Annotated in this window: 25 protein-coding genes and 1 pseudogene; 16 read left to right on the top strand and 10 right to left on the bottom strand. The window is 70.1% G+C overall.

What is annotated here, in order from left to right:
• Nucleotides 1–114 precede the first annotated feature (114 nt).
• From ACFPCV_RS05365 to ACFPCV_RS05415, 11 genes are all read left to right on the top strand, one after another.
• Entirely contained in the window at nt 115–2,328 is a 2,214-nt protein-coding gene (locus ACFPCV_RS05365; protein WP_378054875.1) for an NACHT domain-containing protein, read from the top strand.
• A gap of 120 nt (nt 2,329–2,448) precedes the next feature.
• The gene (locus ACFPCV_RS05370; RefSeq protein WP_378054876.1) at nt 2,449–3,711 is read left to right on the top strand and encodes a hypothetical protein; all 1,263 of its coding nucleotides are present in this window, start codon (nt 2,449–2,451) and stop codon (nt 3,709–3,711) included.
• Between the two features lie 127 nt (nt 3,712–3,838).
• The gene (locus ACFPCV_RS05375) at nt 3,839–4,180 is read left to right on the top strand and encodes a hypothetical protein (protein WP_378054877.1); all 342 of its coding nucleotides are present in this window, start codon (nt 3,839–3,841) and stop codon (nt 4,178–4,180) included.
• On the top strand, nt 4,177–4,974 hold the full coding sequence (locus ACFPCV_RS05380; protein WP_378054878.1) for an ESX secretion-associated protein EspG: 798 nt from the start codon (nt 4,177–4,179) through the stop codon (nt 4,972–4,974). Before ACFPCV_RS05375 ends, ACFPCV_RS05380 begins: the two co-directional genes overlap by 4 nt.
• Nucleotides 4,975–5,012: 38 nt before the next feature.
• Entirely contained in the window at nt 5,013–5,360 is a 348-nt protein-coding gene (locus ACFPCV_RS05385; RefSeq protein WP_378054879.1) for a YbaB/EbfC family nucleoid-associated protein, read from the top strand.
• Nucleotides 5,357–5,692, top strand: coding sequence for a WXG100 family type VII secretion target (locus ACFPCV_RS05390; protein ID WP_378054880.1), 336 nt, complete (start codon nt 5,357–5,359; stop codon nt 5,690–5,692). Before ACFPCV_RS05385 ends, ACFPCV_RS05390 begins: the two co-directional genes overlap by 4 nt.
• Nucleotides 5,689–6,525 (top strand): WXG100 family type VII secretion target, encoded by an 837-nt coding sequence (locus ACFPCV_RS05395; RefSeq protein ID WP_378054881.1) that lies wholly within the window; start codon nt 5,689–5,691, stop codon nt 6,523–6,525. Before ACFPCV_RS05390 ends, ACFPCV_RS05395 begins: the two co-directional genes overlap by 4 nt.
• A gap of 71 nt (nt 6,526–6,596) precedes the next feature.
• Complete coding sequence (locus ACFPCV_RS05400; protein ID WP_378054882.1) at nt 6,597–7,175, top strand: hypothetical protein; 579 nt, start codon at nt 6,597–6,599, stop codon at nt 7,173–7,175.
• Complete coding sequence (locus tag ACFPCV_RS05405; protein ID WP_378054883.1) at nt 7,145–7,498, top strand: hypothetical protein; 354 nt, start codon at nt 7,145–7,147, stop codon at nt 7,496–7,498. Before ACFPCV_RS05400 ends, ACFPCV_RS05405 begins: the two co-directional genes overlap by 31 nt.
• On the top strand, nt 7,495–8,853 hold the full coding sequence (locus ACFPCV_RS05410) for a hypothetical protein (protein ID WP_378054884.1): 1,359 nt from the start codon (nt 7,495–7,497) through the stop codon (nt 8,851–8,853). Before ACFPCV_RS05405 ends, ACFPCV_RS05410 begins: the two co-directional genes overlap by 4 nt.
• Nucleotides 8,854–9,188: 335 nt before the next feature.
• Complete coding sequence (locus tag ACFPCV_RS05415; RefSeq protein ID WP_378054885.1) at nt 9,189–9,428, top strand: DUF3072 domain-containing protein; 240 nt, start codon at nt 9,189–9,191, stop codon at nt 9,426–9,428.
• A 76-nt stretch (nt 9,429–9,504) separates the two neighbouring features.
• Here the strand turns inward: ACFPCV_RS05415 and ACFPCV_RS05420 are convergent, their stop codons facing one another.
• Nucleotides 9,505–9,897 carry a hypothetical protein gene (locus tag ACFPCV_RS05420; protein ID WP_378054886.1) on the bottom strand — a complete coding sequence of 131 codons (393 nt, stop codon included), beginning with the start codon at nt 9,895–9,897 and terminating at the stop codon, nt 9,505–9,507.
• Between the two features lie 167 nt (nt 9,898–10,064).
• Nucleotides 10,065–11,789: a CocE/NonD family hydrolase gene (locus tag ACFPCV_RS05425; protein ID WP_378054887.1), complete on the bottom strand. Its 1,725-nt coding sequence runs from the start codon at nt 11,787–11,789 to the stop codon at nt 10,065–10,067.
• Nucleotides 11,790–11,860: 71 nt separating this feature from the next.
• Here ACFPCV_RS05425 and ACFPCV_RS05430 point away from each other — a divergent pair, with 71 nt between their 5' ends.
• Nucleotides 11,861–12,379 (top strand): MarR family winged helix-turn-helix transcriptional regulator, encoded by a 519-nt coding sequence (locus ACFPCV_RS05430; RefSeq protein WP_378054888.1) that lies wholly within the window; start codon nt 11,861–11,863, stop codon nt 12,377–12,379.
• A 13-nt stretch (nt 12,380–12,392) separates the two neighbouring features.
• Here ACFPCV_RS05430 and ACFPCV_RS05435 read toward each other — a convergent pair whose 3' ends face one another.
• A complete protein-coding gene (locus tag ACFPCV_RS05435) occupies nt 12,393–12,923 on the bottom strand; it encodes a gluconokinase (RefSeq protein ID WP_378054889.1) in 531 nt (176 codons plus the stop codon).
• A 33-nt stretch (nt 12,924–12,956) separates the two neighbouring features.
• On the opposite strand from ACFPCV_RS05435, the gene ACFPCV_RS05440 reads away from it, so the two are divergent.
• Entirely contained in the window at nt 12,957–13,700 is a 744-nt protein-coding gene (locus tag ACFPCV_RS05440; protein WP_378054890.1) for a FadR/GntR family transcriptional regulator, read from the top strand.
• Here ACFPCV_RS05440 and ACFPCV_RS05445 read toward each other — a convergent pair.
• The 3 genes from ACFPCV_RS05445 to ACFPCV_RS05455 form a co-directional block, all read right to left on the bottom strand.
• Nucleotides 13,676–15,094, bottom strand: a complete 1,419-nt coding sequence (locus ACFPCV_RS05445; RefSeq protein WP_378054891.1) for a GntP family permease — start codon at nt 15,092–15,094, stop codon at nt 13,676–13,678. The genes ACFPCV_RS05440 and ACFPCV_RS05445 overlap by 25 nt on opposite strands.
• Before the next feature lie 158 nt (nt 15,095–15,252).
• Nucleotides 15,253–16,422, bottom strand: a complete 1,170-nt coding sequence (locus tag ACFPCV_RS05450; RefSeq protein ID WP_378054892.1) for a hypothetical protein — start codon at nt 16,420–16,422, stop codon at nt 15,253–15,255.
• A 198-nt stretch (nt 16,423–16,620) separates the two neighbouring features.
• A complete protein-coding gene (locus ACFPCV_RS05455) occupies nt 16,621–17,112 on the bottom strand; it encodes an aegerolysin family protein (protein ID WP_378054893.1) in 492 nt (163 codons plus the stop codon).
• Between the two features lie 867 nt (nt 17,113–17,979).
• Between ACFPCV_RS05455 and ACFPCV_RS05460 the strand changes: the two genes are divergently transcribed.
• A complete protein-coding gene (locus ACFPCV_RS05460) occupies nt 17,980–18,432 on the top strand; it encodes a hypothetical protein (RefSeq protein WP_378054894.1) in 453 nt (150 codons plus the stop codon).
• Nucleotides 18,433–18,506: 74 nt separating this feature from the next.
• Here the strand turns inward: ACFPCV_RS05460 and ACFPCV_RS05465 are convergent, their stop codons facing one another.
• Complete coding sequence (locus ACFPCV_RS05465; RefSeq protein ID WP_378054895.1) at nt 18,507–18,764, bottom strand: hypothetical protein; 258 nt, start codon at nt 18,762–18,764, stop codon at nt 18,507–18,509.
• Between ACFPCV_RS05465 and ACFPCV_RS05470 the strand changes: the two genes are divergently transcribed.
• The gene (locus ACFPCV_RS05470; RefSeq protein ID WP_378054896.1) at nt 18,757–19,272 is read left to right on the top strand and encodes a carboxymuconolactone decarboxylase family protein; all 516 of its coding nucleotides are present in this window, start codon (nt 18,757–18,759) and stop codon (nt 19,270–19,272) included. The two genes, ACFPCV_RS05465 and ACFPCV_RS05470, sit on opposite strands and share 8 nt — an antisense overlap.
• A gap of 188 nt (nt 19,273–19,460) precedes the next feature.
• Here the strand turns inward: ACFPCV_RS05470 and ACFPCV_RS05475 are convergent, their stop codons facing one another.
• The 3 genes from ACFPCV_RS05475 to ACFPCV_RS05485 all read right to left on the bottom strand — a co-directional run bounded on the left by ACFPCV_RS05475 (nt 19,461) and on the right by ACFPCV_RS05485 (nt 23,504).
• Complete coding sequence (locus tag ACFPCV_RS05475) at nt 19,461–20,636, bottom strand: cytochrome P450 (protein WP_378054897.1); 1,176 nt, start codon at nt 20,634–20,636, stop codon at nt 19,461–19,463.
• Between the two features lie 4 nt (nt 20,637–20,640).
• Nucleotides 20,641–22,014 (bottom strand): glutamate decarboxylase, encoded by a 1,374-nt coding sequence (locus tag ACFPCV_RS05480; protein ID WP_378054898.1) that lies wholly within the window; start codon nt 22,012–22,014, stop codon nt 20,641–20,643.
• A gap of 401 nt (nt 22,015–22,415) precedes the next feature.
• Nucleotides 22,416–23,504, bottom strand: coding sequence for a ferritin-like domain-containing protein (locus tag ACFPCV_RS05485; protein ID WP_378054899.1), 1,089 nt, complete (start codon nt 23,502–23,504; stop codon nt 22,416–22,418).
• A 469-nt stretch (nt 23,505–23,973) separates the two neighbouring features.
• On the opposite strand from ACFPCV_RS05485, the pseudogene ACFPCV_RS05490 reads away from it, so the two are divergent.
• Nucleotides 23,974–24,282, top strand: a pseudogene (locus tag ACFPCV_RS05490) (3-hydroxyacyl-CoA dehydrogenase NAD-binding domain-containing protein); the annotation flags it as partial.
• Between the last annotated feature and the right edge of the window lie 86 nt (nt 24,283–24,368).

Raw genomic sequence — 24,368 nt, forward strand, 5'->3', positions numbered from 1 at the left:
CGCCGCGCAGGCGCGGTCTGCCAGTTCCGGCACGCCCGCCTGGCGGAGGCGTACCTCGCGCCGTGACGGTGGCCGCTACAGTTGGATCCTGGTGCGACAGCCGGAAGGGGTCAGGTGGCGAACCAGTTCGGTCCGCTGTTGCGGGAGTTCCGGCAGCGGGCGGGACTGACCCAGGAGGCGCTGGCCGAGCGGTCCGGGCTGGGCGTGCGCACCGTCCGCGGGCTGGAGACCGGCGAACGCGACGACCCCAGGATGCGCACCGTGGAGTCGCTCGCGGAGGCGCTCGACCTCACCGCGCACGACCGAATCGAACTGCTCGCCGCGGCCGGCAGCCAACCGCCTGCGGACTCGCCCCGCCGCGTGCCTGCGGGTGCCGACCGGCTGACCGAGGCCGCGAGCCTGCTCGCCTACGAGCTGCGCACCAGGCTGCGCCGCGAGGAGGAGCAGCGGCAGATCCACGACCCCATACCGCTGCCCGTCCGGTGGCGGGCGGCACCGGACGGGTTGCTCGACTCCTGGACGAACATCGGCATGGCCAAACCGGGCGAGACCGTGCGCCCGGTGGAACTGGCCGGCAGCCTGGACGAGATCGTGCGGGTGTACCAGCGCATTCCGTCGGGACGGCTGGTGGTGCTCGGCCGGGCCGGGTCGGGCAAGACCATCCTCACGATGCGCTTCGTGCTCGGCCTGCTCGACGTGAGCGCGCCCGGCGACCCGGTACCGGTGATCTTCAGCGTCGGCTCGTGGCACCCCGGCACGACGGCCCTGCGGGACTGGCTGATCGAGCAGCTCCTGCGCGACCACCCGGGGCTCGACGCGCCCGGTCCCGGCGGGTCGACGTTGGCGGCGGCGTTGGTGGAGTCGGGGCGGATCCTGCCGGTGCTGGATGGGTTCGACGAGATCGCGGCGGGTTTGCACCGGGCGGCGTTGGCCGCGTTGAACGCCACCACCCTGCCGTTGCTGGTGACCAGCCGGGTGGACGAGTACCAGGCCGCGGTCGAGTCGACCGACGTGCTCACGGCGGCCGCCGCGGTCGTGCTCACCGACCTGACCGCCGACGACCTCGCAAGCTACCTGCCACGCACGACCCGGCGGCAAGGCGCGGCAGGCACGGTGTGGGAACCGGTCCTCGCGCACGTGCGCGACCACCCGGACGGCGACCTCGCGGCCGTGCTGACCACGCCGCTGATGGTGAGCCTCGCCAGGACGATCTACAGCGACACCCCCGAGCACGACCCGGCCCAGCTGCTGGAAACCGGCCGTTTCGGCACCCGGGAGGCGATCGAGCGGCACCTGCTCGGCAGCTTCGTGCCGACCGTGTACCGGCGCGAACCTGGCCGGTACACCCACGACGAGGACCGCGTCGAGCACTGGCTCGGCTTCCTCGCCCACCACCTCGACCGGCTCCGCACGCACGACCTCGCCTGGTGGCAGCTCGGCGACCGGATGCCGGGCTGGCTGCGGATGGTGGTGAGCGGGCTGGTGCTCGGCATCGCCGTCGGCCTTCCCGCCGCACTCGTCATCGGCCTGATCCACACCGTCGGGGTCGGTACGGCCAGTGCCGGACTCGGCGGCGGCCTGTCCGCCGCGCTCGCCGCCGGGCCGATGGAGGCGCTCGCGGTGGGCATGACCGTCGGCCTGGCACACGGCGCCTCGCTCGCGTTCCGCAGCACCGTGTTCGAACCCTCCAGGGTGCGGCTCCGGCTGCGGGTGGCACGCCGGAGCCCGGTCCTGCGCCGGTTCGCGGTCGGGCTCGCCGTCGGGGTGGGGCTCGGCATCGGCCTCGGCATCGCGCGTGAGCTGGGCGCGACGTTCTGGATAGTCGGCCGGATCGGCGACACGACCGCGGTGGTCGTGCTGTTCGGGCTGGTGTTCGGTGTCGTGTGGGGCCTCGTCTGGGGCGTGATGGCCAACTTCGAGGCACCGGTGGACATCAGCTCGGCGGGGAGCCCCGTGGACCTGCTGAACACCAACCGCAGGACCGTCGTGGTCCAGTCACTGGCGTTGGGGCTGATGACCTGGCTCACGTACACGGCCATGGTCGCGGTGCTGCACGGGCCCCGGTTCGGGTTGGCGTACGGCCTGTCCTACGGGCTGGTGCTCGGCCTCGCGATCAGCCTCGGCGCGTCCAGCCTGACCGCGTGGGGCACCTGGATGGTGTTCGCGCGGGTGTGGCTGCCGGTGAACGGGCGGCTGCCGTGGACGCTGCCGGAGTTCCTCGAGGACGCCTACCGGCGGGGGGTGCTGCGCAGGGCTGGCGCGGTCTACCAGTTCCGGCACGCCCGCCTCCAAGATCATCTGAAGCAGGCCTACCGAACCGGCCGCTGAGCCGTTTGCCCTGGTCAGAGCGACCGGCCAGATATGGCCGCCGCCTTTGCCTGTCCCTCTTCCACCGCCGAGACGCAACCTGGTGGCACCGGGACGGGGATCTGCGGAAGGGGACACGGGGTGTCAGACGCCTGGGAGCGGTACTTCACCGAGCCGCCTGCCGAAGGCGGGGTGAACTGGGAGGCCTACAGCCACGACGAGCTGTACCAGATGCTGTGGCAGGACGCCGACGTCGCGGACGTCAGCACGGTCGCCACCGAGTGGGCCAGGCACCGCGCCGCACTGGCCACACACGCCGAGGTGCTGCGTGAGCAGAGCGTGGCGCTACTGGACAGCTGGCAGGGCCGGAGTGCGGAGGAGGCTGCCAAGCGGCTGGAGACGCTGGCCGCGCGGGTGGAGAAGATCAGCGAGATGGCCAACGCGGGCGGGCTGGCCGCACAACAGGCCGCCGACGCGCTGGCCACGGCCAGGGCCCGGATGCCGCCGCCACCCGGCAGCCCGGCGGCACCGTTCACCGCCATGCCCGGCCTCACGGCCCCACCTGCGCCGAGCACGCCGACGGCGCCAGCCGCGCCGAGTTCGTCGTCCGTGTCGTCGATGCAGTCGTACGTGTCGTCGATGCAGTCGTACGTGACCGCGATGCAGACGTCGATGCGGGACTCGATGGACTCGATGCGGTCGTCGCTGCCGTCGTGGTCACCGTCCGGGGTGCCGGCCTGGAACCCGGCCACCGCCTCGACGACCACCCCCAGCGCGGCCACCACCTCGGACATGGGCACCGCGTTCGGTGCGGTCGGCAGCGGCGAGTTCAGCTTCTACACCGGCGCCGCCACGGCCGACCAGCAGAAGGCGCAGGCCGTGCACGCGATGCAGGCCTACGAGTCCAGCCTGACCGACAGCGGCCGGCTGCTCGGCGACGCGCGGAGCGCGGTCCCCGCCGCGGCCCCGTTGCCCGCCGCCACCACACCTGCGAGCCATGCCAGCCCGGGCCAGGCGGCCACCGGCGTGCCGTGGCACCGGCTCGTCGGCGCCGGTCCGGCCGGCGGCCTCCGGTCCGGCTCCGGCACGGTCACCGGCGCACCGGTCGGCGGCGGGTCGGGCGGCGGCGGGCCGGGTGGCGCCGTGCCGCTCGGACCGGGCGCCCGCGTCGGCGCGATACCCGGCGTGGCAGGCGGGCCCGCCATGCCGGGCGGACCGCTCGGCGAGACCGCCGCGGCACGTGGGGGCACGCACGGCGGGATGGTGCCGCCGGTCGGCGCGCGCGGCGCCGGCGCGGAGGACGAGCGGCACGTGAACCAGATGCCGACGATCAACCACGGGCTGTTCGCCGTGGACGAGCCGACCGTCACGGCGGTGCTCGGGGAGCCGGAGGAGCGGCGATGAGCGGAGCTTGCGGAGCGAACCATCCGGCAGAGCATCGAGGTTCAGGGCGCCACCTCGACCGCGGAGGGTGCCGGTGGGGCGGAGCCCGCGCAGCGTTGCGGCGCCACGCAGTGAGCGAGGAGGCGGCATGAGCAAGGGATACCAGGTCGAGCCGGATCTGCTCGCGGAGCGGATCTCGACGCTGACCAAGCTCGGTGACCTGACCGGCGACCTGGTCGCGACCGCGAGCCGGCTGGCCGAGCGGCTGCCGATGCTGGGCACGGCGCCGCCCGCCGTGCACCTGGCGGTGCGGCTGCGGGAGGCCGCCGGGCGGACCGGCCTGGCCGGGGAGGTGGCGGCGGCGCAGCGGGAGGTCGAGGCCTTCCAGGCGACGCTGTCCGACGCCAAGCGGGCCTACGACGAGGGGGAGGCCGAGGCCGAGTCGGCGGTGCGCGCGGCCGGTGAGCACGATCATGGGGCGCGGTCATGACCGCCACGACCGAGCGGCACGAGGTCCACTTCGGACTCGTCGAGCTGGACCTGCTCGCCACCCACGCCGGGGTGCCGTTCCCGTTCCCGCTCCGGGTGCCCTCGTTCGGCCGGCTCACCGACGAGCGGGACGAGCTGCTCGCCGCGGCCGGGCACGCGCTGCGCGAGCGCGGCCTGGCCACCGAGCACGGCCCGGCAGGCGTGGCGGCCGAGGTGGTGACCGCGCTGCGCGAGTACCGGAGCGCGGCCGACCTGGTGGTGCTCGACGGCGAAGCGGCGACCGGCGTGGTGGCCATGGTCTGTGGGAACCAGGCGATGCTGTGCCGCCAGTCGCTCGCCGGGCAGGCGGACACCGTCCTGGCCGGGCGGGTCCCGGCGGCCGCGCTGGCCGACGAGTTCGCCGGCCTGGTCCCGGACGTCCCGGCGGCGTCGGCCATGCCGGTCACGCTGCCGCCCGGCGTCATCGGCGACGCCCTGCGGCTGGTCGGCAACACGGCCGACACCCCGGCCACCCGGCGGTACGTGCGCGAACTGGTCCGCGAGTGCGGCGGCGACGAGGCCGTGGTCGACGAGCTCGTCGACCTGCTCCCGACACTGACCGGCCGTGGTCAGCTCGGCGTCACCCGGCGGTCCGGCACCGCCGTGTCCCGCCGGTTCGAGGTGTCGTGGCTGGACAGTCCACGGGGGCGGGTCCGGGTGAGCCGCGACGACCAGGGGTGGGTGAGCGTCAACCCGTTGCGGCGCGGCGAGCTCGTCCGCCTCACCCGCGAGGCGGCCGCACTCGCCCGCGCCTAGCGCTCGGGGAAACACAGGAGAGAGATAAGGGGAACACCATGGATCCAGCACAGTGGCTGGCGGACTACCGGGACCGCCTCGATCGCGTCGCGCACAGTGCCCGCGCGGCGAGCGCGAGCCTGCGCGGGGTCGGGGCGAGCGCGGCCTCGCCGCGCGGTGAGGTCACCGTGACGGTGAACGCCGCGGGCGTGCTCGAGCACATCACCCTGACACCCACGGCCCGCAAGCTCGAGGCCGACGTCCTCGCCGCGCTCATCGTGGCGACCTCACGGGAGGCCCAGAAGCTGGCGGGCGCGCGGATGGCCGAGGTGATGGCGGGCTACCTCGGCGACGGCGACGCGCTGGCGCAGATCACCCAGCACCTGCCCGCGGGAGCCGTGCGATGACCGGGAACCAGGGCGGTTTCAGCCTCGACCCCGACCAGCTGCGTGCGCACTGCGGCTCGCTCGACGGCTACGCCGACCGGCTCTCCGGGATCGGTTCGGGGCTGCCCAGCGCGCTGTCCGAGCAGTCGCTCGGCTCGTTCGCCCAGTTCCTCACCGCCGGGCTGGGTACCGCGATGACCGAGACGCTGACCGCGTTCGGCCACGCCGCGTCCGCGGTGGAGATGGTGGCGGGCGGTGTCCGGCAGACGGTCGACTCCTACCAGCGCACCGACGACGACCGGGCCACGACGTTGACCGGCATCGAGACGAGCATGGTGGAGGAGGGCCGATGACGACGACGCCGGACGCGGTGGAGATCAACGCGTTGCTCGCCGACCTGCGGATCGCCAAGGACGCCGTTGGCGACAAGGAGTGGCTGTCGCCGGAGCTGGCCGGTGGGCCCGCGGTCTCCGTCGAGTTGCTCGGCTCGACCGGCAGTCCGCTGTCCTCCTTGGACAGCGCGGGGATGGGTTTCCTCACGCCGATGGTGTCGTTCCTCGATGAACCGCTCGGCCAGCTGCGTGGCGATCCGTCCTCGGTGTCGTCCGGCGCGGGTGAGTTCGACCGGGCCGCGCAGGACGGGGCCGCCGTTGCCGAGGAGTACCGGGCCACGGCGGGCAGCGAGACCAGCGAGTGGTCCGGCCAGGCCGGGGCGGACTACCTGAACAAGGGCATGGAGCTGGCCGACGGGGTCCTGTCGATCGCGGAGACCTCGCTCACCTCGGCCAAGGCGCTGATCGGTGCTGGCGAGGTGGTCGCCAAGGCCGTCGCCGACGTCACCGCGCTGATCAACGAGGCGGTCGGCCAGATCGTGCCGATCATGAGCCAGGCGATTGCCTCGGCGCCGGTGACGTTCGGGCAGAGCATCGCCGCCGCGATCCCGCAGTGCGTGCAGATCGCCGCCGACTACGCGGGCCGGATCGCGGGCAAGATGGCCGCCCTGCTCTCCAGCGGCGAGAACCTGATGAAGCTCATCGACGGCGCGGTCGGCGTCCTCAAGATCGTCAAGCAGGTGCTGACGTTCATCGGCGAGCAGAGCCAGGGCGGCGCGCCCACCACCACCGTCGCCGCACCGCGCAGGCCCGCGGCCGAGCCGTCGGACGACACCACCGAGGAGGAGTCCTGACCAGGCCGTTCGAGCGGCGCGCCCTCCGGCCGCTCGACGAGCTGGGGCTCGACGACGACACCCCGCTGTACGTGCTGACGACGCCGGAGGGCAACGTCGAGGTGCGGGAGACGCTGCGCGACGAGGTCGTGGTGTGGGCGTACACGCGGCTGGCGCTCATGGTCCCAAGCTGTGGCAGCGGGCAGCCGTTCGTCCGGGTCACCGCGCGCGAGCTGCGTACCGTCGGGAAAGCCCTCGACCGGTTCGCCTACGCAGCGGTCGACCTCCGGCATCCCGACGGGGCGCGCTACCCGGAGCCGGACCGGCGGGACGACGACCACCTGCCGCTGATCGACACGACGGTCCCCGACACGTCGCTGCTGTGGGTGCCGATCCGCCCCGGCTCGGTCGGCACCGCCAAAGCCATGGTCGAGATGGTCGCGGAAGGGCAGGACGGGCTGGACGGGCCGCTCGTGCTCGTCTACTCCACCCTCGCCCGGCTGCGTGCCGAGCTCGGTGCCCGGCGCGCGGCGGCGTCCTTCCGCGCAGAACATCTCGGCCGCCTGACCGACGACATCGGCGCGCGTTCGGTGGTGTTCGACGCGTCGGTGGCAGAGCACAACCGGAAAGAGACTTCATCGTGGACTACAGGTACGACCCGGAGGCGCTGAAGAAGGTCGCCGAGGGCAACTACGTCGCGGCCGGGTCGATAGACACGGGACTGGCCGCGCGAATCCCGTCGGCCGACGCCGGGATGTCGTCGGAGATCGTCGGTCTCACCGTCGCGAACCTGGTGCTGCTCGGTATCACCCTCGCGCAGACCTTCGAGGACATCGCCAAGCAGGTCGACGCGACGGACGGCAGCTACGCCGAAGTGGAGAACAACAACAAGGGCGAGATGGTGTTCATGCGGAAATACCACCTCATGGGGTACCGCGGTCCCGTCGGCCCGCTCGAGAAGGCCCCGACGCGCACGACGGAGGCCACGCCATGACCGATCCCCTGATGACGGTCGTCGCCGGCAGCCCGGGGACCTGCGTCGAGGCCGCGGACGCACTGGACTCGTACGCGGGCTGGGTGCAGAAGGCGGGCGACCTGAGCCGCGGTGCGCGGGCCGTGGCCGAGTCGGGCTGGGAGGGGCCGGCGCACGACGCCTTCGACAAGGTGAGTCAGGTGCCTGCCCGCACCGCGGACGACCTGGCGTTCACCTGCCAGGAGGCCATGCGTGCGCTGAAGGACTTCGCCGGTTCGCTGACCAAGATCATGGAGACGATGCTCACCACGCGCGAGGCCGCTGTGAACGGCGGACTCGAGGTGGTCGACGGCCTCATCTTCCCGCCGGAGCCCGCGCCACCGAAGCCCAGCCTCGACCACCAGGCGTCGTCGTCGGCGGACGCGGACGCCATGTACCGGGACTACCAGGCGAAGATGGCGGCGTGGGTACCGCTCGCCGACGCGTACAACAAGAAGGCGGAGCTGTTCAACACCTGCAGTGACAGCGTGCGGGACGCGCGCGTCAAGGAGGACGAGGCGCACGCCGCACTCCGCGCGGAACTCGGGCCGATCAGCGAGAAGAACATCGACGGGGTCGCCTTCACCATCTCCTCCGAGGTGTCGCTGGGGACGGCGGCGGCGCTCAACTACGTGTCGTCGTTCGGCGGCGCACGGGCCGACGCGGTGGTGGCGCAACAGGCTTTTCTCAAGGAGGCCGATCTCTTCCAGCGATGGGCGACCGGTGACATCACCACGCTCACCCCGGACGAGCGCGCGGTCCTCACCCGTGCGGCCAACACCGGGTCGCCGACCGCGAACAAGATCCTGGCCCAGGTCATGGCGGACTCCTACCAGCAGCGCATCGACCGGTACGACAAGTGGCTGGGGCACCTGCCGGACACGATGCGGAACACGGTGACCGCGTACCCGAGCTTCAGTGCGCTGCAGCGCGCGGACGCGGGACTGGCGGCGCGGGCCACGAACACCGCCCTCAAGAACACGCCATACCTCGGCACCGCGATCACCTTCGGGTTCGAGGGCTGGAACGCCTACCAGGACCAGCAGTCCTGGCCGAAGGCGGCCGCGAAGGCAGGCGTGAGTGTCGTTGGCACCACGATCGGCGGCATGGCAGGCGCCGCGATGGGCTCGGTGCTTCCCGGCCCGGGTACCGCGATCGGCGGTTTCCTCGGCGCCACGGCCGGCGGCTGGGCAGGCAGCTACATCGTCGACAGCCTCGCGCCGGGCGAGGACCCGCACGCCCAGCCACGGGTCGCGCTCGCCGACACCACGGTCCACGACGAGAGCAAGATCGTCCGGCCGGGCCCGACCCCGACACCACCGCCACTCCCCCGCTGAACCGGCGGAGGAGCTCGCGATGACCAGGCCGGCTCACCGGTGGCTCGCGAGTCCGTGCTCGTCGGACACCGGTGCGGGTCGTGCGGGTGCCGGCGCGCACGCCACCAGCGCCACGACGATCGTGACGAGCAGGGCGGGCCGGCGCATCCCGGTTCCTTTCACCGAACGGTCCTACGGTAGGTATCGCACGCAGACGCGGAACGTGACACCCGGCACAACCTGGCCCTGGCAGTCGGGATCCGTCTCCTCGTCAGCCAGGCAGTCTCGTGCCCTGTGATGTGTAGGCCGCCGCGCCACCGGGTACCTCGAACGGGCGTTCGAGAAGAGGAGGGAACATGGTCACGCCTGTGCCGGACAAGGATCCCGAGGAGTGGGTGACGGGAGACGAGCCGATGACCGGCCCCCAGCAGTCGTACCTGAACACGCTCGCGCACGAGGCCGGTGTCGACGTGCCCGACGACCTGACCAAGGCGAGGGCTTCCGAGCTGATCGACGAACTGCAGGAGCGGACCGGCCGCCAGGGCGGCCGGGAGGACGACGGGAGGACTTCCGGCAGTACACCCGGTTCACGGTGATCGACCTGGCGGGGTTCCTGAGGGCACCGGCTTCGCGACCAGGCCGGCGCCGGCCGCGCGCGTGACCGAGCCGTGATCACGCCTCCAGGGTGGTCGCGAGCGCGATGATCGTCAGTCCGACCGCCGCGAAGACGGCCTCCAACGGCTGGAAACCGAGCCAGACCAACTCCACGGACTCGAAGGCGACGAGCCCCGCGCCTGCGAACATGGACAACTCCCGTGCCCACCGGCCTCGCCGGGACTGCCACACCGCCGTCACCAGGAACCCGAAGCCGACCAGGACGGCCAGCAGCACTCCGGGCAGCCGCCAGTCTCGAAACGGGCTCGCGGCCAGCACGGCGGGATCGGCCCGCAGAAGAGCACCATCCGGCGCGATCACCAACAACAGACCGCCGATCACCGCCGCGACACCGGTCACCGCCTCCAGCACGATCAGGACACGTCGCCACCGGACCCGGGACGCGGACACGGCTGGGAGCCACCCGTGATTCCTGTGAGTCGTTCCTGCCACACCACAACTGTCGATGCCGCTCGCCGCCACTGCCAGGGACCAAGGTCGGTAGGTGTACCGCCGATGTGCCTGCTTCGGGCCATGCTCCACATCGCGGTTGCGCTGCCCATGCGTATACCGGGCGCTCATCGCCCCGGCCGTGGCTCGGCGCGTGGCTCGCCCGGCGCCGCGAGCAGCGTGGGCAGCAGGACGGCGGCCGGGTGGTCCGGCCCGGTGTGCAGCCGGACGGTGCCGCGCGGACCGGACGCGTACCAGGCCGGGAACTGGCCGGTGACGGGGTTGCGGGGGAAGAACCAGCGGGTGGCGACCTCGAGGACCAGGCAGTCCCCGGCGGAGAAGCGGGTGGCGGTGGGCAGCAGCGGGACGTCGACCGCGGCGGTCTCGCCGGCGGCGAGGGGCGCCGCCGTGCGGAAGGCGTGCACCGGCTGGGTGGGCGACGGTGACAGCGCGGGGTCGCCGGTGCGTGCGGACGCCGCCAGGAGCCCGGTGGTGACCAGGTCCCGTTCGAACCCGAAGCTGCCCTCGAAGGTGACCTCCCGGCCGGCGTGGAACTTGCGCAGCCCGGCGAACAGGTGCGCGTCGCCGCCACCGGATACCTCGACGTGCAGGCGGAGGGCGACCGGTCCGACCACGTCGAGGTCATCGGGCAGGGTCCACGCGAACCGGGCCGGGCGCCTGCGGCCGACGGTCACCACCGCGGCTTCCTCGGGCGGCTCCTCACCCATCCGTCCGGTCCCGGCGTCCAGGGCCAGCGATCGCGTACGGACCCCGGCCGGCGGGAACTCCGCGGTCTCCCGCACCTCGGCGATCCGGTCGCCCCGGTCCCGGATCTCGAGGCGGACCGCGGGCCGGTCGGCCCACCCGTTGTGCCTGCCCTTGAGGGCCCAGTCGAAGAACGCCTCGCGGGTCGCGGCGGCCTCCGCGGAGTAGTAGGTGGACCACTTGCCACCACGGTGGGTGTAGAGCCACTTGTGCCGGGAGCCCAGCCGCCGCCACGCCTCGAACGAACCCCGGGAGTGGAGGCGGTGGTCGGAAAAGCTCGCGCAGACCAACGCGGGCACCTCGACGCGCTCGAGTTCCGGGCACAGCGCGGCCCACCACCGGTCGAGCAGCGGTCGCGCCTTCTGTTCCGCCCGGATGTCGGTCTCGACCCGGCCGACGCGTTTCACCGCACCTGCCCAGATGGCGCTGAAACCGTCCTCGCGGATCGTGCCGGGCCGCATGAAGTCGCGGTAGATGTCGGTGAACCCCTCCCAGGGGCAGATCGCCGCCAGGTGCGGCGGGCGCAGCGCGGCCGCCTTCCACTGGCTGATCGCGAGGTAGGACACCCCGTCCAGGCCCACCTTGCCGTTGGACCACGGCTGGGTGCCTGCCCATTCGACGAGGTCGTGAACGTCGCGAGCCTCCTGGTCGGACAACGGTGCCCCCACCCCGTCGGAACGTCCGAAGCCACGCAGGTCGGCGTTGACCACCACGTAGCCCCGCCGGACCCAGTAGGCCGGGTCGGGCGCCTCCCACCCGGTGAGCGCCGAGAACTCCACCGGTTGCGGATGCCGGAACACCCGGGACTGGAACACCGGCCGGTACCGTCCCTTCCTCAGCTTTGGCAGGGCGTCCTTGCCGTACGGATGCGCGCTGAGGATCACCGGTGACGGTGGCAGGCCCGGTCCCGGCGGCCGGTGGACGTTCACCCGGAGGACCACCCCGTCGCGCATGGCCACCTCGACGTCGACGTCCTTGACGAGGTCCGCGGGTGGCGCGGTGACCTTGACGTCCTCGGCCCGCAGTGCGCGCACCCGGCGCCGCAGGAGTGCGGTCAACGGAACCCGAACCGGTCCGTACTCAGGCATGGGGCCATGAGACACCCCCGCGCCCGGATAGTCAAGCCACCTTGACTATCCGGGTCGCATACGGTTGACCGGTGCCGACCTCCGACCAGCCTCCGGCGCTCGCGGACGACAATCCGTTCGCCGACGCCGACGACCCGTTCGGCCCCAACCTCGCCGTGCTCCTCACCCTGGCCGCGGAGACCTTCCGCACCAAGGTGCTCACCACCCTCGCCGAACACGGCCACTCCGACCTGCGGAGCAACGACATCGTGCTGCTCCGGCTGGCCGCGACCGGCCGTCCGACGATCACCGAGCTCGCCGAACTGTTCGGCGTCACCAAGCAGGCCATGAGCCAGGTCGTCGACAGCCTGGCGACCCGCGGCTACGTCGAGCGGGTCCGCGATCCCCGGGACGGACGCCGGGTGCGTCTGACGTTGTCGCCACGCGGACGGCAAGCCCTGACGGTGGCTGGCACGGCCCGCGTCACGGAGGAGCGGCGCGTCGCCGCCGCACTCGGGCCGGACACGGCGGCGTTCCTGCGCGGACTGCGGCTCCTGACCGACGAGACCTCACCCACCTGGCTGCGCATGCTCGGCCAGCTCCCCGAGTGACGCGCGGGCTTCATCACGTCGTGTCCCCTCCGGCGGGGACGAGTGGCCGGACGAGGCGCACCGCCTGCCGGAGCAGCTCGTCGGCCTCCGGCGCGACGTCGAGCGCGAAGCCGCGCTCGTCCGGACCGAGCGGCTCCAGGGTCTCGAACTGCGAACGGAGCAACGCGGGCGGCATGAAATGGTCGCGCCGTCGCATCCGCCGGTGCAGAAGTTCCTCCTCGCCGTGCAGGTGCAGGAAGAACGTGTCCGGAACCGGGCGGCGGAGCACGTCGCGGTAGGACCGCCTGAGGGCCGAGCAGGCGAGGACCGTGGACGTCGCCTCGGCCAGCCGGTCAGCCGTCCACCGCGCGAGCTCCTCGAGCCAGGGCCACCGGTCGTCGTCGGTCAGCGGCTCGCCGCTCGACATCTTCGCGATGTTCGCAGGGGGGTGGAAATCGTCCGCCTCGGCGATCCGCAACCCGAACACATCGGCGAGGTGGCGGGCGACAGTGCTCTTGCCCGAGCCGGCCACGCCCATCACGACGACGTGGAAACTGGTGGTCACGGGGGCACTCCGTCCGTCGGTAGGCTGAGGAACATGGCGACGCTGCACGAGGAGGTCCTCGCCAAGCTCGGACCACTCATCATCTCCGGAACTCTCGCGCCGGGATCGACGGTGAACCTGGAGTGGGTGCAGCAGGAGTTCACCGTGTCGCGCACCGTCGCCAGGGAGGTGGTCCAGGTGCTCGCTTCGATGCGGTTGGTCTCCAGCCGCCGCCGCACCGGGGTCACGGTGCTGCCGAAGGACCTGTGGGACAACTACGACCGCGCGGTGATCAGGTGGCGGTTGGCCGGGCCGGAACGCGGCGCGCAGCTGCACCAGCTCTCGCAGCTGCGTAGCGCGATCGAGCCCCCGGCCGCCGCGCTGGCCGCGCAGCACGCCGTCGATCGGCAGCGGGACCGGATCGTCGAGCTCGGTGCGGCGATGGAGGCGGCCGGTGCGGCGGGTGACCTCACGACGTTCCTCGAACACGACGTCGCCTACCACCGGCTGCTGCTGGAGTCGTCGGGCAACGCCATGTTCGCCGGGCTCGCCGACGTCGTGGAGGAGGTCCTGCGCGGGCGCACGCTCCACCACCTGATGCCGCCGCGACCCAAGCCCGAGGCCCGCCGGTTGCACCTTGTGGTGGCCGAGGCGGTCGCCAGTGGCGAGTCGGAGGTCGCCCGGGCCGCGATGACGGCGATCTGTGTCGAGGTGACCAACGAGATGGGTCAGGTGTCCGGGCAGGGCGACTCGGACACCCGACCGCACCGGGATCAGATGACCAGCCACAGGCCGTAGGCGATGGCGAACGCGGAAAGACCGAGCGTCGTCTCCATGACCGTCCAGGTCTTCAGCGTGGTCTTCTCGTCCATCCCGAACAGCCGGCTCACCAGCCAGAAGCCGGAGTCGTTGACGTGTGAGAGCACGGTGGCGCCCGCCGCGATGGCGACCACGAGCAGGGTCAGCTTGAGGTCGCTCAGGTTGGCGTCGGCGACCGCTCCCGCGATCAGCCCGCCGGTCGTGGTGAGCGCGACGGTCGCCGAGCCCTGCGCGACGCGAAGCAGGGTCGCGATGATGAACGCCTGCAGGATCAGGGAGATGCCGAGATCGGAGAGGCTCCCGCTCAGCGCGTCACCGATGCCGCTGAGCTCGAGCACACCGCCGAACATCCCGCCGGCGCCGGTGATCAGGATGATCGCGCACACCGGGCCGAGCGCCTGGTCGAGGATCTTGCTTACGGTCGCCATCGACGCGTTGCGGCGGCCGAGGACCAGGATCGCGACGATGACCGTGATCATCAGGGCGACGGGGGTGACGCCGAGCAGACTCAGGAACCCGACCCAGGTCTGCCCCTCGGCGAGCACGCCGCTGTCCACCAGCGTCGTGAGCACGGTGTTGAACGAGATCAGCACCAGCGGGATGAGCAGCAACATGAGGACGGTGCCGAACGACGGCGTCCGCCGGGTGAGTGCGTCCGCGTCGTCGTCACCGCTTTCGCCGTCACGGCCCCGGCCGTCCTCCACCTCGCCGAAGATCACGTCCGGTACCGACACGGTGACCCTGGCGCCGAGGAAGCGGCTGACCAGCATGACGCCGACGTACCACGCCACGACCGCGATCGGGATGCCGACGAGCAGCGTGAGTCCGACGTTGGCGCCGATCAGGTTCGCCGCGGCGACGGGCCCGGGGTGTGGCGGGACGATCGCGTGCATCGCGGCGAACGCCCCCGCAGCCGGCAGCGCGTAGAAGAGCACGGACCCACCGAAGCGCCGCGCCACGGTGAGGATGATCGGGACGAAGATGACGAGCCCGGCGTCGAAGAAGATCGGGAACCCGAACAACAGGGACGCGACACCCAGCGCCAACGGGGCGCGTTTCTCGCCGAACCGGCCGATGAGCGTGTCCGCGAGTGTCTGTGCGCCGCCGGTCATCTCCAGCAACCGGCCGAGCATGACGCCGAACGCGACCAGCAGCGCCACCGAGCCGATGGTGTCGGCGAACCCGAACATCAACACGCCGGGGATGTCGCTGGGCGCGAACCCGACGAGGATCGCCGTCAGCACGCTCACCAGGACCAGAGAGATGAAGGCGTGCAGCTTCACCTTCATGATCAGGAACAACAACACGGCCACGGCGCCGGCCGCCATCAGTAACAGCGTGACGGTGCCGAACTGCGGTTCGATCGCTTCCACGACAACTCCGTTGTTTCGTCGCTTTGGCCCGACCTCGGGCATGTGCGCACACACCTTGCCGCAAAGGTACTACCTTTGACAAGGCCACGGAGAGTCGATCGGGCACTCACGGTCGCAGCGACACCTGCGACGTGGGGAATCAACCACGGGTCGCTACATCACAGAGTTGCGGGAACGTGCTGGTCGACGCTGACCGTCTCGGGTGGCCGCTGGACGGGAACCGACAGGTCCGGGACGTCCGTGGTCCTGCCCGTGATCGGGGCGTCGGGGTAGGTGCTGGCAACGTACCTGTTCGGATCGGCGACGACGTAGTCGAAGAACTCCCTGCCGTCGGCGTAGTACCAGGTGTAGACGCTTTCCTGGATCCAGCCTGCGACGTGGAAGTTGTTCTTGGCCGGCCCGACGGTCTTGGTGTAGGTCCTGCTCTCGCTGTAGGACTTCGTCGTGGTGGTACCGACCTTGATGTGCAGTCCAGCCTGGACGGTGACTCGCGCTTTCGCGGAGAACCCTTTGATGTCCATGCCGGCTTCCCTGCTGACGCTGATGTTGAGCGTCTTGTCGATCTCTTCCGTCTTCTGTTCCTGCACGCCGACGGTCGTGGTGACACCGAACTGTTCCTGGGTGTTCGCCGGGTAACCCGTGAAGCCGACGAGTTTCCAGCGAACCTGTCGCCGGATGATGACATACGGGCTTTGTTCCCGGCGCCACTTGATGTCGTGGCCTTCGTCGTCGCCCAGTATCGTCCACGGGACAACGGCCTTTCCGGCCTCGATCATCTCGGTGTACTGCGGGGGTTGGTTGCCGTCCGTCAGTTTGGGCACCTTGATGGTCGGCGCCGGCTGGTCCTTGACGGCGAGGACCTTGTCGAACGCCTGCACTTCCTCCAGTGTCCACATGTCCAGGCCATCGTCGCGTTTCTCGGTGTCCACCGCGCAGTAGAGGACCTTTTCGTTCATGATCTGCCGCTCGTCCACCCACAGGTACTTCGAGTTCGCCGCGCTGCGGAGCCGCACGTGGTCCCCGTCGGCGGTGACGTACCAGTCGGTGTCGCGGTCACCGGCGCTGGCGCCGAGCGTGCTCATCGAGAACTTGTCGAACGTGGTGAAGCTGTTGGCCGGTTCCCGGTAGGACTTCTGACAGGTCACGCCCGTGTCTTCCGGGCAGACGGACGGGTTGAGCAGGAGCACGGTCTTGTTCACGTTCGCGGGGTAGGGGGCGAACGTCGGCGCCTTGTCCTTGGCTGCCGGGTGTGCATGAGCGAGGTAGGAGCCGGGCTTGGCCTTGTTCCTGAGCCGGTACGTTCTGCCGACCTCGGGTGTGGTTGCCATCGTTGCACTCCCTGATGTGATGATGTCGGTCTGCTCTGGACACCGGCCGCGGCCAGTGTCCTGCTGGTGTTCCCGCGAACGAAACAGAAGCCACACCGGCCGGACACGTGAGCCTCCGCCGGCCGGACCCGTACTGGCAGACCGGTGCTGCCGGAGGCTCACGTTCGTCCTGGCACTACCTCCGCGTTGACGTGCGGATCAGGGGAGAGCGCCGACCTTGCAGGTCACCTTCTCCACCTTGCCGCTGCCCGCGAAACCGTTGCACTGGATGAACACCTTCTTGGCGCTGTCGATGTTCATCGTGTTCGTGCTGCTGCCCCACGGGACGCTCCAGTAGATCTTGAACCATTTGTTTGGATCGTTCCTGAAGACGTACCTCACCTCGCCTTCGGTACCCGACGGCGAGTTCTGCCTCCCCTGCGAGCAGAATGCCTTGAACTCATCGGCGTTCGGCGGGACGGGTTTCGGGGCTTCGGGCTGCTGACCGTCGGAGTCACACCACTTGCCCCAGTTGTTGTTGGCGTACTCGACATTCAGCCAGTCGTTGTTCAGGTTGGTCAACCAGAGGTGGAACTGCAGATTCTCGGTCCGAGGCTGCACGTCGTGCTGATGAGTGCGCTGTTCGGCAGGCGTCGCCGAAGCCGTGGTCACTGGTATCACACAGGCGGCGGCCGCGACCGCGGCTGCCACCAGCGTCCGAACCCTGGCATGCATTGTTGGTCCCTTCGTTGGGGTCTCGCCGATCGGGTGTCTTTTCGCAAAGAATGCTCATGTCCTGGCGGCTGTTTATCGGCCGATACTGTGAGTCGGGCCAAGCCGGTCGGCCACTCATGTATAGCACCGGGCCTGCTCGCATTGTGCGTTGTTACTCGTAACGTGGCGAGCATCAACCACGCGAGTGAACGCCGTGGCGATTATTTCGACCGCACGGTGACCGGTAATAGTTTGTGGGCTGATCGTCGAGCGGGTCACACCACCGGCACCTGCGCGGTCCGGATGAGCGACTGCCGTCGGTCTCGTGTCACCCTTTCAGGCTGCTTCTGCCCCCGCCATCGGTACCTGCTGGCACTGTCCGGTGACGCACGGCATCGGCCATGTCCACTGCGAAACAGCGGTGCCGACAATCAACGCCTACCCGTGAAGTGGTAACCACCAGCACATCGGCTACTGACCGCGCGCGTGACCTCGGGCTCAGGTCTCGTCGTAGAGGTCGATCGGGCGGCTCTGGTCAGGTCACCCCGCCACACCACCTGTCGCACCACCCGTGGCCAGGTCCATGACCGTGGGCCAGCGCGCGCCATCGCGTGGTCCGCCGCCCAGGACCAGCCCTGCTTGTTCCGAGTCGCAACAAGTCGTCACCCGCAACTGATCTCGGACGGCCGGGCCGGGCCGCGTTAACCCGGTTGGCGGTATATCCGCGCGGGACCGAGCACCTAGCGTCTGAAAGCGCGGCAGAGCGTGGGGGATCTTCGGGGGAAGATCGCGCTGCCCCGGTTCTGTCGCCGGAAATATCGGCAATATGGGGAGATTCGATGAAAATCAGTACGTTTCCTTGTCGTGCTCGCCGGGCTGGCGCTCACCTTCGGGATGACGCAGGTCAGCGCGTCCGCCACCACCATGCCGGACACGAGCGCACCCTCCGGGCACGTGGTTCTCGGCGCGGTCGACGAGTCGTCCTCGCGTGATCTGGCGATCTACGGGTCCAACGAGACGGCATACACCACGGACGCCAATCCCGGTGGCAGGGGCGTGTTCGAGCACTACGGCGAGCACCTGAAGGCCTGCGACATCCAGGGTGACGGCAACCGCGCGGTCGCGTACCTGTACTGGGTCGAGGGCGGCTACGAACACCTCGCCTGGCAGCACGACGCCGACGGCGCGAACGGCAACTGCAAGGACAACAACCTGTCCATCGGTGAAGGCGTCTACGTCGAACTGCAGGTCTGCCTCAGGGACGGCGCGAACGGTGCCGACAAGTGGTGCAGCTCCTGGCAGGGCGCCACCGCCTGACGGTTTCACCGCGGATTTCCGTGCCCGGCCGGGCACGGAAATCCGTGGTGCGTGAATTCGTTCTCGAGTGGTGTTCAGCAGCAGTACGCTCGCGCCGGGCGACTCGCCCATTCCAGTTTCGTGAGCGACTCGCCGGTGACGACCGCCACGAACGCACCGTCGATCTCGATGGTCGCGATCAGATGGCCGCCGCCGGAGTCGACGTTCAGGTCGCTGCCCGCGTAGTCGGCACGGCCGTGGTCGATCACACCCGACGTCACCGGGTCGCTGGCGGCACAGGGCGTCACGGGCGCGGCACTGGAGTCCGCCATCGCGGTCACGGCGATGTTCAACTACCTGACCCGGGTCGCGGACGCCGCCGGCATCGAGTTCGACTACGCCTCACCGCTGCCTGCCTTCGAGCCCGAGCGCGACAAGGACACCGCGGCCCGACCGGACCGCGTCTCCTGGCCGGTCGTCGCCGACGAGTTCCGGACACTGCCCAGCTTCCCGGTGACGAGCGAGGCCTGGCAGCGGTGGCACGAGTACGTCTTCGACTCGGACGAACCGCTGAACCGGCGGGATCGCGGGCTGCTGGCGCGGGCGGCCGCAGAGGAGACCTGTGACCGCGTCCGGGCCGACGAGCTGGCCGGGCACACACCGCGCGACGACCGCGAGGAGCGGCTGGACGAGTTCGCCCGCAAGCTCAGCCGCACCCCCTGGCGGATGAACCCGTCCGATCTCCAGGCCCTGCGCGACCTCGGGTACCCGGAGCCGGCGCTGCTGCACGCGATTTCCGCGGTGGCGCTGCAAAACGCCGAGTCCCGCCTGGCGATGGGGCGCGCCCTGACCGCCACGTGAGCCGCTGACGGTCGTCAGCGCAGCCGGGCGGCAGCGGACCGTGCTTCTGGTGCTGGTGTCCGAGGGCACGTCGTGGGCGGTGCGCCAGGTGGCGCAGCGGCCCGGTGCGCAACGTGCGGGCCCTGCACTCCGAGCCCGGCTCCGAGCCCGGCGAAGGCGTGCACCGTGTCAGCGAGCTTCACCGCCGGTTACGACACCCTGGTCGAGGTCGCGTTCCACACCGCGTCGAGTGGTCCGGGTAGTCGTAGTTTCCAGCCGTGTGGCGCTACCTGCCGGCCAGGTGCCGGTAGCAGGCCGGGTACTCGTTCGAGCAGGACGTCCAGTGCGGTGCGCGCCGTGGCGGTGACCAGTGGGTGTGCCGGGCAACGGTGTGGTCCTGCGCCGAAACCGAGGTGGGTACGGACGTCGCGGTACACGTCGAACCGGTCGGGATCGGGGAACATCGTCTCGTCGCGGTTGGCTGAGGCGATGGCCGCCGCGATCATGCTGTTCGCCGGGATCTCTCGTTCGGCCAGCGTCACGGCACGTGTCGTGCGTCTGCCCAGTACGCCGACCGGTCCGCTCCACCGCAGTGCCTCGTACACCGCCGCGCCGAGCAGTGCCCGGTCGGCGCGGACCGCGGCGAGTTGGTCTGGCGCGGACCACAGCGCCAGCAGTGTCCAGCCCGCCAGCCAGCCCGGCTCGATCACACTCAGCCCGAGGTGCTTGAGCACCGGCACCACGTCGACGTCCCGTCGGGCGTCGCCGGGCCGGTCGTGGTGCAGCAGATGAGAGGTCACCGACGTGTCCGGCTGCTCGCGCAGCCGGTCGACCACCACGGTCACCGCCTTGTCCTCGGCCATCGACGGGCGGGCGGCCTCATCCACTCCCGGATCGCGGCCGAAGTTGTTCGCCACCCTGGTCAACAGGTTGCCCCAGCGCCGCATCGTGTCGGCGCCGTCGGGATCGAGCCCGAGCAGTGCGCACATGGCGGCGACGGCGACCGGTTCGAAGTAGTCCGCGGCCAGGTCGGCACCTCCTGACGGTAAGACCTCGGCGGCGACCCGGTGGGCGACCGGGCGCGCGATGGTGTCGACGAAGTCGTTCACCCGGTGGGGGTCGAAGTCGTGTTGGAATGCTTCCCGCACGTCCTGGTGGGACTCGCCCTCCCGCATCAGCAGGGGCGTTCCGCCGCACAGGTCGAGCATCGGCGACCCTGGCTGGTCGGTGGTGAACCGCTCGACATCCGTCAGAACCGTGTGCACGTCCTGCCAGCGGGTGACCAGCCACTGGCGGGCGTCCGGCACCCACGCGACCGGTTCCTCCGCACGCAGCCGGAGGTAGACGGGGTAGGGGTCGGTCTCCAGTTCCGCGATGGTGACCATGGTTTCAGTCGGCGAACGTCAGCACGGTCGCGACCTCGGGCAGGGGGAACGGGTGGCCCGCCAGGCGTTCGGTGTGCTTGACGAGGCTCTCGACGAACCTCGCCGCGAGGTCGAGGGTGAACCCCTGCCTGCAGACGACCCGGATGACGTCCACGTGCTCCAGGTTCGGCGGCAGGCTGTAGGCGGGCACGTGCCAGCCGTCCCCCTTGAGCGCCTCGGACAGGTGGTACACGGTGAAGCCGTCCGCCTCCGGGTCACGAAGCCGGAACGCCACCACCGGCAGGTCCTCACCGTCGCTGATGACCTCGTACGGCCCGATCGCCTGGACGCACTTCGCGACGTACCGCGCGGTCTCCTGGCAGCGTTGGGCGATCAGCTGGTAGCCCGCCATGCCGTTGCGCAGGAACTCGTAGTACTGCGCGATCACCCCGGAGGCCGGCCGGGAGAAGTTCAGGGTGAACGTGGGGTGGTGGCCGCCGAGAACGTTGCAGTCGAAGATGAGTGACTGTGGCAGGTACTCCGGGTCCCGCCAAAGGCACCACCCGGAGCCGGGGTAGACCAGGCCGAACTTGTGGCCGGACGCATTGATCGACACCACCCTGGGCAGTGCGAAGTCCCAGGCGACGTCCATGTCGAGGAACGGTGCGACGAAGCCGCCGCTGGCCGCGTCGACGTGCAGCGGCACGTCCAGGCCCCGGTCGGCCGCCACACCGTCGAGAGCGGCCGCGATGTCGGCGACCGGGTCGTAGCGCCCGTCCTGTGTGCTGCCCAGCACCGCGACGACGCCGATCGTGTTCTCGTCGACCGCTGCCGCGGTGAGTGCCGGGTCCAGGGTCGTGCGGCCCTCCTCGATCGGCACCATCCGCGCTTCCACGTCCCAGAAGTTGCAGAACTTCGGCCAGCAGACGTGCACATGGGTGCCGAACACCATGTTCGGCCGGCCGGTACCGCCCCGCTCCCGCCACCGGCGCAGCATGGCCAGACCGGCGAGCATGGCCGCCTCCGAACTGCCGCTCGTGGAGCAGCCGATGAACCGGCCGTCGTCGTCGTGCCACAGGTCCGCGAGCGAGTTGATGCACTCCTGCTCGATGTGGGAGCTCGCCGGGTACTCCTCACGGTTCATCAGGTTGATCGACGCGGTCTCGGCGTAGATCTGTTCCAGCTCGGGCTCTGCGGTCGTCGTGCAGAACGTGGCGAGGTTGAGCGCTGCCCGGCCGTCGAGCAACAACCGGGATCGCACGATGCCGGCCGCCACCCCCGCCGGCATCGGGTTCTCCGGCAACCGGCCTTTCGGGACGACGTCCTCGTCGATCCGCTGTGCGAACACCGGAGCCAGCTGAAGATCGTGCTCATCGGTGATCACGCGTTGCAGGCTCATGACAACCTCCGGAAATGCCTTGGGGTTACAAAAGGACAGGTTCAGCTGTCGCCCGTCGAGGTCGTCGTGGTGCCCGACCTGTCGGATGGAGCGTTGTCGGTCATCTGACTCAGTGCTGTCCTTCGGCGACAGAAGGATGGTGTCAGGTCGTTCACAGGCAAGGAAACATCACCGACAACTCGCAACCCGGACAGGTGGACCTGGAGCCTCCGCTGGCTGACAGCACACTCACGCAACGTCGACACGTTCCGGTTCACCTCGACCTGAGGCTGCCCGGTTGAGCCAACCGAGCCGAGAACCATCACCGAGAGCAGGCACCGTGGTGGACAAGCTGGATCAGCCCAGCGGGATGCACCGGTCCGGGCGACAGCCGCGGCTGTGGCCGGTGTGTCGCAAGCGGACTACCGGGAGTCGCGCGTGAACCGGTACTCAGGGCAGTAGTGCCAGCCGCTGTTGTCGGGTAGCGGCGCGGCCATGATCGTTTGTGCCACCTGGCGCATCTTGCCCATGTGGGCGACCGCCTGCGCGACCTGGTCCTTGGCGCACGTGGGGTCGTCGGTGCCCCAGGCGGTCTGCAGGGCGCGCAGCATGCCGCTGTACTCGCAATTGAACGAGTGCAGGGCTTCCAGGACCTTCGGGTCGTGTTCGGTGATGGTCGGGTGGTCCGCCCAGCCGCCCGGGGGGACCTCGGCTGCCGCGTAGGTGTGGGGCATGGTGATCTTGGCGCCGGTGAACGACCAGCGGTCACCGACTCGCTGGAGCTTGCGGCCGTGGTAGAGCTCGCGGAAGGCGTAGTAGTGGGAGAGCTCGCCCTGCTTGAGGTAGTGGGGGTTCTCTGGGGAGGTGGAGGTCGCCTCGCCCTGCTCCATGATGATGTCGAGGCACTTGAGCACCGTGCCCAGGTCCGCCATGGGGACGATCGCGTTGCCCTTGCCGTGCTTGAGCGACAGGTCGAAGTCGATCTGCCTGCGGGCTTGGATCGCTGAGGGTCCGATGGTCGTGAAGGCGGTCCTGATCTTGCGGTAGAAGGCGCCGATCGAGGTGTAGGTCTCCGGGGCGTCCGGGGAGAAGGAGACGATGGGCTCGTCCGGCTCCTCGATCAGCGAGTACATCTCCACCGTCGAGCGGGTCAGCCCGGCCAGGTGGATCTCCAGCTCCGGGCGCACGCCGCCGGGCAGCGCGCCGGGGTAGCTCGGCACCACGCCCTCCTCGGCCAGCACCGGGGTGCCGCCGATGGCGTTGAGCATGTTGCCGACCAGCGCCAGGTGGGACATCTCGTCGAAGAGGATCTCGCGGATGGTGTGGTGGACGTCCTTGTCCCTGACCGGGTCCATGATCGACCACAGTCCACAGGAGTAGGGCGGGATGGTGGCCAGCTCCAGGATCATGGCGTGTTGCAACGCCTTCTTCAGCCACTCGGTGTCGAGGTCGCCGTCCGAGGTCCCCATCAGGGCGACGATCGCCGTGTCCCGATCCACTGTCATCGTCATGGTCGTCCCCCTGTGCCGTCGCGGATGTGACCGTGGAACCGCCTCATCGTGCCCACAGCTACGCCCCGAACACCAGTCGGCGGACGAAGACGACCCGATCGAAGTCAGCCCGACCACCCGACCGGGTGCGGCGAGCTGGTTGCCCGCCAACGAAAGCGCCGCCTGTGCGACGCTCCTTCCGGACATACGGCACCGTCGCCGCTGACTCCCGCTGCGAAGGAACTCGCCGCGGACTTCAGAATCTGGTTCGCCCGCCGCAGCTCACGGTTCGCCCGCCCCAACTCCCGCGATCCTGGCCGCCTCCGCCGAGGTCGTGCCGACCGCACGCCCTCGTCGGTCTCGGCCTGCTTCACCCACGTCGACAACGCCTTCGGACGCACACCGAGCTGGTCGGCGATCTGGGGGTTTCCCCGGTCATTACCTGATCGGGTCCAGGGTGACACGGTGGGCCGGGGAAGGGATGCCAGCGATGAATCGCGCCATTTCCACGGTCTGGGTGATCGGTCTCGGCACCGCCGGATCGGCGATCGTCACCCTGTTGGCCCGCAACGGTGTCCGGGTGGTGGCGGTGGCCCCTGGCCGTGAGCATCGGGTTCGCGCCGCGCTGCACGACGATGCCGACGCCATCGGTCGGGTCGAGTTCGCCGACGAGGTGGCCGACGTCGTGGACGCGGACCTCGTCGTCGAGGCACTGCCGGAACGGCTGGCCGGCACGTGCGCGTTGCCGGCCGAGGTGACCGGCCGCTGCCGGCCGGACACGATCTTCCTCACCACGGCCACCGGGCTGTCCGGTCACCGAGATCGCGTCGAGGTCCGGCCGGTGCAGCGGTCCGCTTGCCCCTGGACACGTAACGGATCCGCCGG

The sequence above is a fragment of the Actinophytocola glycyrrhizae genome, assembly GCF_042653545.1.
GTDB classification, from domain to species: Bacteria; Actinomycetota; Actinomycetes; order Mycobacteriales; family Pseudonocardiaceae; genus Actinophytocola; species Actinophytocola glycyrrhizae.

Coding starts and splice junctions, on each gene's coding strand:
- ACFPCV_RS05375 (WP_378054877.1), top strand. CDS start 3,839: ATGAGCAAGGGATACCAGGTCGAGCCGGATCTGCTCGCGGAGCGGATC.
- ACFPCV_RS05380 (WP_378054878.1), top strand. CDS start 4,177: ATGACCGCCACGACCGAGCGGCACGAGGTCCACTTCGGACTCGTCGAG.
- ACFPCV_RS05385 (WP_378054879.1), top strand. CDS start 5,013: ATGGATCCAGCACAGTGGCTGGCGGACTACCGGGACCGCCTCGATCGC.
- ACFPCV_RS05390 (WP_378054880.1), top strand. CDS start 5,357: ATGACCGGGAACCAGGGCGGTTTCAGCCTCGACCCCGACCAGCTGCGT.
- ACFPCV_RS05395 (WP_378054881.1), top strand. CDS start 5,689: ATGACGACGACGCCGGACGCGGTGGAGATCAACGCGTTGCTCGCCGAC.
- ACFPCV_RS05410 (WP_378054884.1), top strand. CDS start 7,495: ATGACCGATCCCCTGATGACGGTCGTCGCCGGCAGCCCGGGGACCTGC.
- ACFPCV_RS05415 (WP_378054885.1), top strand. CDS start 9,189: ATGGTCACGCCTGTGCCGGACAAGGATCCCGAGGAGTGGGTGACGGGA.
- ACFPCV_RS05425 (WP_378054887.1), bottom strand. CDS start 11,789: ATGCCTGAGTACGGACCGGTTCGGGTTCCGTTGACCGCACTCCTGCGG.
- ACFPCV_RS05440 (WP_378054890.1), top strand. CDS start 12,957: ATGGCGACGCTGCACGAGGAGGTCCTCGCCAAGCTCGGACCACTCATC.
- ACFPCV_RS05450 (WP_378054892.1), bottom strand. CDS start 16,422: ATGGCAACCACACCCGAGGTCGGCAGAACGTACCGGCTCAGGAACAAG.
- ACFPCV_RS05470 (WP_378054896.1), top strand. CDS start 18,757: ATGTTCAACTACCTGACCCGGGTCGCGGACGCCGCCGGCATCGAGTTC.
- ACFPCV_RS05475 (WP_378054897.1), bottom strand. CDS start 20,636: ATGGTCACCATCGCGGAACTGGAGACCGACCCCTACCCCGTCTACCTC.
- ACFPCV_RS05480 (WP_378054898.1), bottom strand. CDS start 22,014: ATGAGCCTGCAACGCGTGATCACCGATGAGCACGATCTTCAGCTGGCT.
- ACFPCV_RS05485 (WP_378054899.1), bottom strand. CDS start 23,504: ATGACGATGACAGTGGATCGGGACACGGCGATCGTCGCCCTGATGGGG.